General features: G+C 68.1%; 8 protein-coding genes and 1 riboswitch. Of the genes, 4 read left to right on the forward strand and 4 right to left on the reverse strand.

What is annotated here, in order from left to right; all coding sequences use genetic code 11:
- The 4 genes from BLS85_RS13065 (at window position 1) to uvrC (ending at window position 4,784) form a co-directional block, all read left to right on the forward strand.
- Window positions 1-990 (forward strand): calcium/sodium antiporter, encoded by a 990-nt coding sequence (locus tag BLS85_RS13065; RefSeq protein ID WP_245699221.1) that lies wholly within the window; start codon window positions 1-3, stop codon window positions 988-990.
- 13 nt (window positions 991-1,003) lie between these two features.
- On the forward strand, window positions 1,004-1,786 hold the full coding sequence (locus tag BLS85_RS13070) for an SDR family oxidoreductase (RefSeq protein ID WP_092787016.1): 783 nt from the start codon (window positions 1,004-1,006) through the stop codon (window positions 1,784-1,786).
- Window positions 1,787-1,880: 94 nt separating this feature from the next.
- Window positions 1,881-2,306, forward strand: a complete 426-nt coding sequence (folB, locus tag BLS85_RS13075; RefSeq protein ID WP_092787018.1) for a dihydroneopterin aldolase — start codon at window positions 1,881-1,883, stop codon at window positions 2,304-2,306.
- A 606-nt stretch (window positions 2,307-2,912) separates the two neighbouring features.
- Window positions 2,913-4,784: an excinuclease ABC subunit UvrC gene (gene uvrC / locus BLS85_RS13080; RefSeq protein WP_092787020.1), complete on the forward strand. Its 1,872-nt coding sequence runs from the start codon at window positions 2,913-2,915 to the stop codon at window positions 4,782-4,784.
- 254 nt (window positions 4,785-5,038) lie between these two features.
- Here uvrC and BLS85_RS13085 read toward each other — a convergent pair whose 3' ends face one another.
- The 4 genes from BLS85_RS13085 to BLS85_RS13100 all read right to left on the reverse strand — a co-directional run bounded on the left by BLS85_RS13085 (window position 5,039) and on the right by BLS85_RS13100 (window position 9,821).
- The gene (locus tag BLS85_RS13085; RefSeq protein ID WP_092787022.1) at window positions 5,039-5,722 is read right to left on the reverse strand and encodes an anaerobic ribonucleoside-triphosphate reductase activating protein; all 684 of its coding nucleotides are present in this window, start codon (window positions 5,720-5,722) and stop codon (window positions 5,039-5,041) included.
- Window positions 5,715-5,909, reverse strand: coding sequence for an anaerobic ribonucleoside-triphosphate reductase (gene nrdD, locus BLS85_RS13090; RefSeq protein ID WP_092787023.1), 195 nt, complete (start codon window positions 5,907-5,909; stop codon window positions 5,715-5,717). Before nrdD ends, BLS85_RS13085 begins: the two co-directional genes overlap by 8 nt.
- An 18-nt stretch (window positions 5,910-5,927) precedes the next feature.
- Window positions 5,928-8,048: a ribonucleoside triphosphate reductase gene (locus BLS85_RS13095; RefSeq protein ID WP_245699222.1), complete on the reverse strand. Its 2,121-nt coding sequence runs from the start codon at window positions 8,046-8,048 to the stop codon at window positions 5,928-5,930.
- 77 nt (window positions 8,049-8,125) lie between these two features.
- Window positions 8,126-8,364: riboswitch (cobalamin riboswitch) on the reverse strand.
- Window positions 8,365-8,399: 35 nt separating this feature from the next.
- Window positions 8,400-9,821, reverse strand: coding sequence for a short-chain fatty acyl-CoA regulator family protein (locus BLS85_RS13100; protein ID WP_092787026.1), 1,422 nt, complete (start codon window positions 9,819-9,821; stop codon window positions 8,400-8,402).
- Between the last annotated feature and the right edge of the window lie 641 nt (window positions 9,822-10,462).

Raw genomic sequence — 10,462 nt, forward strand, 5'->3', positions numbered from 1 at the left:
GTGATTGTCGCCTCCCTGTTCCTGATCGCCGGCATCGTGCTGCTGCCGGTCGGCTCCAACATCCTGGTCAGCGGCGCGGTCGCCTTGTCGGAGCGACTGGGCATCTCCCCCTTGGTGGTGGCCCTGACCGTCGTGGCCTTCGGCACCTCGCTGCCGGAGCTGGTGGTCTGCGTCGATGCCGCCCTGGACGGAGTCCCCGGCATCGCCATCGGCAACGTCGTGGGATCCAACATCGCCAACATACTTCTCATCATGGGCGCGGCGGCTCTGCTGGCGCCCATCGCCTGCCATCAGCCCCGCGCCTTCCTGCGCGACAGCCTCATCATGATCGGCGCGACGGGCCTGTTCATCGCCGCCGCGCTGTCGGGCGTGATCCCGCGCTGGCAGGGCGGCGGCATGCTGGGCCTGCTGGTGCTGTTCGTGCTGTACTCCTATTGGCGGGAGTCCGCCGGAAAGGACGCGGCCGACGCCCATCTGGCCGAGGTCGAGGAGTTCGAGGGACTCAAGAACCGCTCCTGGATCGTCATCATTGGAGCCATCGCGCTGGGCCTTGTCGGCGTGGCGGCCGGGGCCAACCTGCTGGTGGACGGCGCCGTGGTCATCGCCAGTGAGCTTGGCGTGCCCGAGGAAGTCATCGGCCTGACCATGGTGGCCCTGGGGACCTCGCTGCCGGAACTGGCGGTCGCCGTGACGGCGGCCATGAAGGGCCAGCCCGACGTCGTGGTCGGCAACGTCGTGGGCTCGAACATTTTCAATATCCTGGCCATCCTGGGCGCGACCGCGCTGGTGATCCCGGTGGAGATCCCGGCCCAGGTGCTGCGGTTCGACATCTGGGCCATGGCGGCGGTGTCCATCCTGATGGTCCCCGTGATGCTGAGCGGCAGACGCATGGGCCGTGCGGAGGGGATCCTGTTCCTGGCCGCCTACGCAGGATACACGGCGCTTCAGTTCTTCGGCGTGGACCGCGTGCTGGGCGCCGTGAGTGCCTGAGGCCGCGAGAGCCATGACGACCACCATCCCGCCCCAGGCTCTCGTGACCGGCGCCGCGCGTCGACTGGGACGCGCCCTGGCGCTGGAACTGGCCGACGCCGGCTTCGCCGTGGCGGTGCACCACCTGGGCTCCGCCGACGAGGCCGAAGAGACCCGCGCGCTGATCGAGGCGGCCGGCGGACGCGCGACCGCAGTACGGGCCGATCTGTCCGTAGAACACGAAACCGCCACCCTGGTGGACCGCGCCGCCAACGCTTTGGGCGGCCCCATCGGCGTTCTGGTCAACAACGCCTCCACGTTCGATTACGACGCCTGGGACACGGTGACGCGCGACAGCTGGGACCATCACATGGAGCCCAACCTGCGCGCGCCGTTCGTCCTGACCCAGGCCCTGGCCCGCGCCCTGCCCGCCGACGCCGAGGGGCTGGTGCTCAACATCATCGACCATCGGGTCTGGAACCTGACCCCGCACTTCGTCAGTTACACAGTCAGCAAGGCCGGGCTGTGGGCGCTCACCCAGAGCCTCGCGCTCGCCCTGGCCCCGCGCGTGCGCGTCAACGCCATCGGCCCCGGACCCGCGCTGCCGAGCCCGCGCCAGACCCAAGCCCAGTTCGACGCCCAATGCGCCGCCATGCCCCTGGGCCGGGGGACGTCTCCGGACGAGATCCGCCGCGCGCTCCGCTTTGTCCTTGAAGCGCGGTCGATGACCGGGCAAATGATAGCGCTGGATGGGGGGCAGCATCTGGCCTGGGCCTGGCCGGCCCGGGGCGGTCTGGCGGATGCGCCGGAGGAGTGACCCCCGTTCGCCGACCGTCCCCGTTGCGTTCGGGCCGGCGGCTCTTGGCGCCCGTCCCGGCAGTCCTTTCCCTTCTCAGACATTGGGTGGTTCGATGAGCCCTCGCTCCAACCTGTATCCGACCACCCCGCTGACGCCCCTCGCGGACGCCGAGGCCGGCCTGCGCCATGTGTTCGTGCGCGACCTCGTCCTTCCGGCCCGGATCGGCGTGCATGCCCATGAAAAGAGCGGTCCCCAACGCATCCGCCTGAACCTCGACCTCGGGGTGCGAGAAGGCGCCGCCGGTCTGGGGGACCGGCTTGAGAACGTCGTCTGTTACGAGGCCGTCCTTGATCGCGTGCGGGCCATCGTCGCCGACGGGCATGTCAATCTGGTCGAGACGCTGGCCGAACGCATCGCCCAGGCCTGCCTGGAGGACGCGCGGGTCCGCCGCGCCGTGGTGCGAATCGAGAAGCTCGACGTGTTCCCGGAGGCCGTCAGCGTCGGCGTGACCATTGAGCGGCTCAATCCGTTCGGATGACAGCCCGCGCCGACGGTGTCATTCCTTTGCAGGAGACACACGTTCGATCGCCGTCGAAACACCCACTCCAACGCCTGTAACAAAAGGTCCACATCGAGTCGTAACCACTCGAATCGATCAGAATCCCGCCAAAACCCGACGGTTTTCTTTTCGGAACAAGTTGTACACAGGAAAGGACCCGCACCGAACCCGACACGCGCCTGTCAAGAACGGCGGTCTCCGACCGTCGATTTTTCGCGGCAGGATATTTTTGGCGTTTCATAACAAGAGGTTAGAGAAACTGCCCAAAAGTTGGTCACGGTGATGAAACGCCCGGATTTCCTGGGAGTCGGTGCGGCCAGACACAATCCGCCCACAAAGTTACCCACAGGTTCAGTGGATATATTCCCTCTTGCCATGCGGCGCGACCTGTCACAGCCCTCTGATTCGGCGTTGCGCGCGGCGGGATTCACAACCCTTAACTCGTTCAGTCATGGTTCGGTTGATGTGCCAAACTCCGCCATTCGAAGCCCTCAGAGTGGAACAGACCAGATCGAGGTGGCGCCGGATCGGAGTCGAGCCCCCCTGCCCCCTGTCCGGGCACGCTCCTGATCGGGAGGCGCCGTCGTGAAGGGCGAGGCCTCCGAATCCCCTCCCCCTGAAACCGGCGTGGCCGTGATCGCCGCCACGGTGCGCACCCTGCCCAACGCGCCCGGCGTCTACCGCATGCTCGACCGCTCGGGCGATGCCCTTTATGTGGGCAAAGCCCGGAGCCTGAAAAAGCGGGTGGTGGCGTACACCCACCCGGAGCGGCTGCCCATGCGCCTGCGGCGCATGATCGACGCGACCGCGCGCATGGAGGTGGTGACCACCCACACCGAGGCCGAGGCGCTGCTGCTCGAAAGCAACCTCATCAAGAAGCTGAAGCCGCGCTACAACATCCTTCTGCGCGACGACAAGTCGTTCCCCTACATCCTGATCGCGGACGACCACGCCTGGCCGCGCGTGCTGAAGCACCGGGGGCCGCGCACCCGAGCCGGGCAGTACCACGGCCCCTATGCCTCCGCCGGGGCCGTCAACCGCACCCTGGTGGCGTTGCAGAAGGCGTTCCTGCTCCGCTCGTGCTCCGACAGCGTGTTCGCCAACCGCACGCGTCCCTGCCTGCTGCACCAGATCAAGCGCTGCTGCGCGCCCTGTGTCGACCGCGTGACGCCGGAGGACTACCGGGGCCTCGTCGAGCAGGCCCGGGCCTTCCTGGAGGGCCGCAGCCACGACATGCAGCGCGAGCTGGCGGCGCGCATGGAGGACGCCAGCACCCGGCTGGCGTTCGAGGAGGCGGCCATCTACCGCGACCGCATCCGCGCCTTGACCAGTGTCCAGTCCCACCAGGACATCTCGTTGCCCGGCGTCGGCGAGGCCGACGTGGTGGCGTTGCATCAGGCCGGCGGGCAGACCTGCGTGCAGGTGTTCTTCTTCCGCGCCGGCAACAACCACGGCAACCGCGCCTACTTCCCCAGCCACGCCCGCGAGGACGAACCCGGCACGGTGCTGGAGGCGTTCCTGGGCCAGTTCTACAGCCGGCAGATGCCGCCCCGGATGATCCTGCTTAGCGAGGACATTCCCAACCCCGAGCTTGTCGCCGAGGCGCTGTCCATCCGCGCCGACCACAAGGTGTCGCTGCACGTCCCCCAGCGCGGCGCCCGGCGCAAGGTGATCGACCACGCCCTGACCAACGCCCGCGAGGCGCTGGGACGGCGCATGGCCGAAACGTCGGCACAACAGACGCTGCTGGAGGGACTGGGCGAGGTGCTGGGCCTGGAGGCGGCGCCGGAGCGGGTGGAGGTCTACGACAACTCCCACATCTCCGGCACCAACCCCATCGGCGCCATGATCGTGGCCGGGCCGGAGGGCTTCCAGAAGACGTCCTATCGCAAGTTCAATATCCGGCACGCCGAGGCCACCGCCGACGACTACGCCATGATGCGCGAGGTGATGGAGCGCCGCTTCGCCCGTGCCCTCAAGGAGGACCCCGACCGCACGCGCGGCCAGTGGCCCGATCTGGTGCTGATCGACGGCGGCCAGGGGCAACTTTCGGCGGCCTCCGGCGTGCTGGAGGATCTGGGCATCGAGGACGTGCCCCTGGTCGGCGTCGCCAAGGGGCCGGATCGCGACGCCGGCCGCGAGCGGTTCTTCATTCCCGGACGGCCGTCGTTCCTGCTGCCGCCCAATCATCCGGTGCTGTACTTCGTGCAACGGCTGCGCGACGAGGCGCATCGCTTCGCCGTGGCGGGCCATCAGGCGCGGCGCAAGAAGGCCGCCGCCGCCAACCCGCTGGACACCATCCCCGGCATCGGGGCGGCGCGCAAGAAGGCGCTGATGCACCACTTCGGCTCCGCCAAGGCGGTGTCTCAGGCCGGGTTGGCCGACCTGGAGGCGGTGGAGGGCATCAGCGAAGGGTTGGCCCGGAAGATTTATGAGAGGTTCCACGGCACGGATTGATGCGGAGACTGCCCGGCCCCGATGACCGACACCCTTGATCTGCGGACGTTTGGACGAACCCTGATACCAGGGTCATCGCGCGGGAAGACGGCCGCCCACCGCGGATCCAGGGCGCGTTGCGTGAGTCGGCACGCGCGCAACGCGCCCTCGGTATTTGATACTTCGGCCCATCGTCGTCGCGATCCATTCCGGATCGCTTGGAATTTGGTCTGATCGCCGTCCCGGAGGGACGGGTCATTTCGGGGGTCGGCCGGTCATGCCCGCGTGTGCATCGTCGTGAACGCGGCGGCCCGGTCGGCGGAAAGGGCGGGAAACGGGCGCCCGTCGGGATCGGTGGGCAGGGCGGCCGTCGGTCGAGCGTGTTGCAACACCAGGTCGCGTACGCCCATGGCCGCCAGATCGTCGGCCAGCCGGTCGAGCGCGGCGGCCTCCAGCAGGGCCGGATGCACCGTGGTGCGCGCCTCGAACGGCACCCCGCTGGCGATCAGCCGGCGCAGGCTGTCCCGCGCCCGCTCGCCACTGCCGGGCACGCCGGTGATCGCGGCATACTCCTCGAACGGCGCCTTGACGTCGAAGCCAACCCAGTCGAGCGGCGGCAGCACCGCCGCCAGCCGGTCCGGCCAGGGGCCGCCGGTGTGCAGCCCCACCGCGAACCCCAGCGCGCGCACGGCGTCGAGGGCGTCGGACAGGCCGCGCTGCGCGGTCGGCTCCCCGCCAGAGACCACCACGCCGTCCAGAAGGCCGCGCCGCTGCTCCAGAAAGGCGAGAACGTCCGCCCAGGGGATGTCCTCACCGGGTCCGTCGGCCGTCAGCAGGTCCGGATTGTGGCAGTAGGGGCAGCGCCAGGGACAGCCGCGCAGGAACACGGTGGCCGTCAGGCGGTCGGGCCAGTCCACGGTGGAGAACCGGGCGAGGCCCCCAACGCGCAGGTCAGCCAACGGACCGGGCGGGCTCGCGGAAGGCCACGCGGTCGGCGAACTCGCCCTGCTTGCCCCGGTTAAAGGACGACACCGGGCGGTGATAGCCCATGACGCGGGTCCAGATCTCGCAGGGCTGGCGCTCCTCGTCCTTCAGGTCCAGGGCACCCGGGGTCCCCAGGGCTTCGGCGGCGGTCAGGTGAGTCATGCTGTGGGTTCCTTTTGGTCAGGACTCGGACGGGGTCAGGGCGCCCCGACGCTTGCGGGCCAGGATCTCGGCGTCGCACTTGGGGCAGAAGGCGTGCTCGCCGGCGATGTAACCGTGCTTGGGGCAGATGGAGAACGTCGGTGTGATGGTGATGTAGGGCAGCGCGAACGACCCCAGCGCCCGCTTGACCAGGGTCTTGCAGGCGGTGGTCGAGGAGACCCGCTCGCCCATGTACAGGTGCAGGACGGTGCCGCCGGTGTACTTGCGCTGAAGCTCCTCCTGCCGCTCCAGGGCCTCGAACGGATCATCCGTGAAGCCCACGGGCAGTTGGCTGGAGTTGGTGTAGTACGGCTGGTCGGCCGGGCCGGCCTGGAGGATGTCCGGGAAGCGTTTCTTGTCCTCGCGGGCGAAGCGGTAGGTGGTCCCCTCGGCCGGCGTGGCCTCCAGGTTGTACATGTGCCCGGTCTCTTCCTGGTACCGGACGATACGGGCGCGGATGTGGTCCATCAGACGCACCGCGAAGGCGTGGCCCCAGGATGTGGTGATGTCCTCCGCGTCTCCCGTGAAGTTGCGGATCATCTCGTTGAAGCCGTTCACGCCCAGCGTCGAGAAGTGGTTGCGCAGCGTGCCCAGGTAGCGGCGCGTATAGGGGAACAGGCCAGCATCCATGTGCTGCTGGATGACCTTGCGCTTGATCTCCAGGCTGGTGCGGCCGATGTCCATCAGCCGGTCGAGCGCGGCCAGCAGGCCGGCCTCGTCGCCCTTGTGGAGGTAGCCCAGGCGCGCGCAATTGATCGTGACCACACCCAGGGAGCCGGTCTGCTCGGCGCTGCCGAACAGGCCGTTGCCGCGCTTGAGCAGCTCGGTCAGATCCAGTTGCAGCCGGCAGCACATGGAGCGCACCATGTTCGGTGACAGGTCGGATTTCAGGAAGTTCTGGAAGTACGGCAGGCCGTACTTCGCCGTCATCTCGAACAGAAGCTCGGTGTTCTCGCTATCCCAGGGGAAGTCCTTGGTGATGTTGTAGGTCGGGATCGGGAAGGTGAACACGCGCCCCTTGGCGTCGCCGGCCGTCATCACCTCGATGTAGGCGCGGTTGATCATGTCCATCTCGGCCTGGAGGTCGCCGTAGGTGAACGGCATCTCCTCGCCGTTGATCAGCGGCACCTCGTCCCGCAGGTCCTCCGGGCAGGTCCAGTCGAAGGTCAGGTTGGTGAACGGCGTCTGGGTGCCCCAGCGCGACGGCACATTGAGGTTGTAGACCAGTTCCTGGATCGCCTGCCGAACCTCGGCGTAGCTCAGCCGGTCGTTGCGGATGAACGGCGCAAGGTAGGTATCGAAGGAACTGAACGCCTGCGCGCCGGCCCACTCGTTCTGGAGCGTGCCCAGGAAGTTGACGATCTGCCCCACGGCGCTGGACAGGTGCTTGGGCGGGCTGGCCTCCACCTTGCCCGGCACGCCGTTCAGGCCCTCGGTCAGCAGGGTGCGCAGCGACCAGCCGGCGCAGTAGCCGGACAGCATGTCCAGGTCGTGGATGTGCAGATCGCCCTCGCGGTGGGCGCGGCCGACCTCGGCCGGGTAGACGTGCGACAGCCAGTAGTTCGCCACCACCTTGCCGGAGACGTTCAGGATCAGCCCGCCCAGGGAATAGCCCTGGTTGGCGTTGGCGTTCACCCGCCAATCGGCGCGGTTAAGGTATTCGTTGATGGAGCGTTCGACGTCCACCACCGTCTCGCGGTCGCGGCGCAGGCGGCTGCGCTGTTCGCGGTAAACGATGTAGGCGCGGGCGGTGGCGGTGTGGTTGGCCGAGATCAGGGCCTGCTCGACCACGTCCTGGATCTGCTCGATGTGCGGCGTCCGGTCCTGGAAGCGGTGGGCCAGGACCTTGACGATCTGGATCGCCAGCAACTCCGCCTCGCTGCCCTCGAACTCGCCGGTGGCCTTGCCGGCCCGCTCAATGGCCGAGCGGATGCGGTCGCGATCGAACGGTGCTTCCGTGCCGTCGCGCTTGACCACCGCGCGCGGCGGCGCCACCAGCGGGCGCCGGGGCGCGATGCCGGGCACGGACTGCGGTTCGATCAACGGGGAGAGTTCCATGCCGGCCTTCCACTCCAGAGACGGGACGGAGCGGATCGCCACGGACGCATCACCGTCGCGCGGACCAGAATGGACGCCGCGCGGATTCGGCAACGCTCCGCCGGAGCACCCCGCCCGAGGGAGAAACACGGTTCACGGCAGGTCTCCTGGCTCGCGGGTCACCGCGTCCGCCCGACCTTCCCGGAGCCCGAAGGCGCCAGTGGTGTGGAATGGGCGGTCGCTCTCCGCTCACAGTTGCGGGGGCAGCTCCGGCCTTGGTCCGCGCGCCCGCTGGGGGCAAGGATCGCACCGGCATTCCCTCTTGGCACGACGCACCCCATATCTGGAGCGAGCAGTGACCGTGAACACGAGATATGGTGCCAGATCGTGCCCGGATGTCAAGCAACAATACCGTCATCCGGTCGAGTATGGCGCAAAGCGGCGGCTGGTCTCGTCGATACGGAGGGGTTTTCCCAGCGGCGGGAAGGCACGCTGCGGGCAGTCCGGGCGTTCGCAGACCTTGCAGCCGGCGCCGATGGGCGTCGCCGCCGCCGGGTTGGTCAGGTCCAGCCCGGTGGAATAGACCAGCCGGTCGGCGTGGCGCAGGTCGCAGCCCAGCGCCACGGCGAACACCTTGCGGGGCGTGCCGTGGCCGCCGCGCCCGCGCGCCACGGTGCGGGCCACCCACAGATAGGTGCGGCCGTCCGGCATCTGCGCCACCTGGGTCAGCGTCTCGCCCGGATGGGCAAAGGCCGCGTAGACGTTCCACAGGGGGCAACTGCCGCCGATGCGCGAGAAGTGAAAGTCCGTCGCCGACTGCCGCTTCGAGATGTTGCCGGCCCGGTCGACGCGGATGAAGAAAAACGGCACGCCCCGTGCCTCGGGCCGCTGCAGCGTGCTGAGGCGGTGGCACACCGTCTCGAAGCCCACGCCGAAGCGGCGGCCCAGCAGGTCGATATCGTAGCGCTCGACCTCGGCGGCCTCCAGCATCGGCCCGTAGGGCATGATGAGCGCCCCGGCGAAGTGATTGGCGAGCCCGATGCGGGCCAACGCCCGCGCCTCGTCGGTCAGAAACCCGGCCTCGGCCACCAGCCGGTCGATGGCGGCGCCGGCTTCCAGAAACGCAAGCTGCGTGGCCAACTGAAAGGCCGCCTGTCCCGGCAGCAGGGTCTTGGACAACCGCAGCACCCGATTGTCCGGGTCCAGATCGCGCAGCACGCCCGCCCCCGTCCCGTCGACCCGGACAATGCGCAGGCCGTGGCGCGCCTCCAGCCGGGCCGCCAGCCCCTCGACCATGTCGCCCACGGGCAGCTTCTCCGCGATGGCGACCGATTCGGCCTGACGGTCCAGCGCGTCGATGTAGTTGTGGTGGCGGTAGAAATAATCGCGCACCTCCTCGAACGGCATCGGCGTCGTGGTCACGCCCCCATCTGCGCCGCCGTCTCCCCCCAGACGCGCGGCGAGAGCGTCCGCCCGTTCGGTCGCGGCGCGCATGCGCCGGTGCATGGTGACGATGGCCCGCGCCACGTCCGGCATGTCGGCGGTCAGGGCGCGGACATCGCTTTTCGCCACCGCCCGGCCGAGATCCTGGTCAGCGAAGATGTCGGTCAGGTCGGCCATCAGGCGCGCCTCGTCATCCTCCGAGAACACCTGAACATCGACCCCGAACACCGCGTTGATCCGCAGCAGCACGGGCACGGTCAGGGGGCGTTGGTTCTTTTCAAGCTGGTTCACGTAGCTGGGGGACAGGTCCAGCATTTGCGCCAGCTTCGCCTGGGTCAGCGCCCGGTCCTCGCGCAACCGCTTCAGGCGTCCGCCGATGTAGGCCTTTCGCATGCTCGCACCCTTCACACTATCCACAAACCATCCGGTTTTCGCCGTCAGGCACCTGCTTTTCCGACCCTTCACGGGCCATCGGTCGTTGTGAAGAGTGCGGGGCATCGCCGGACGGCACAAGCGGATTCCCACCGAAAGGATGACGCGACCGCCGTCTCGGCACCGCGCCGGACAGGCCGTGACCCGGTCGGCTTTCCACCGCGCGCACCGGGCCTTCGATGAAGTCATGATGCCGCTCGAACCGGGCACACCCTGTCGCTGAAGAAAATTCTGCCCCGCCACTACTTGCGAGACGGCCCAGCGGTCAAGCCCAACGTCTTGACGTTTTGATCGACCGCTTCACTTGCGAAACTGCGTCCGGATCGACCATAATTCTCGCAGGGATTTTCAGCAGGTCGTGCTTTCTTCAATGGGAGAGAGCCGTCGTGCCGTCATAACCCAGTGACATCAATCCATTTTTTCTCGGCGAGGCGTAGGGGGACGTGGCGTGGATGAGATTGGTTCGAGGCCCTTTTCCGGACAGGCGGCGCGTGGAGGTGTCGCGACCCGCCCCACCGTTCGGTGGACAACAATCGTCCGGGCGGCCCTGTTGTGCGGAACGGCCCTCGCCCCCTGGCCCGCCATGGCCGCCGATTACGACA

The organism is Rhodospira trueperi (assembly GCF_900101965.1).
Lineage (GTDB): Bacteria > Pseudomonadota > Alphaproteobacteria > Rhodospirillales > Rhodospirillaceae > Rhodospira > Rhodospira trueperi.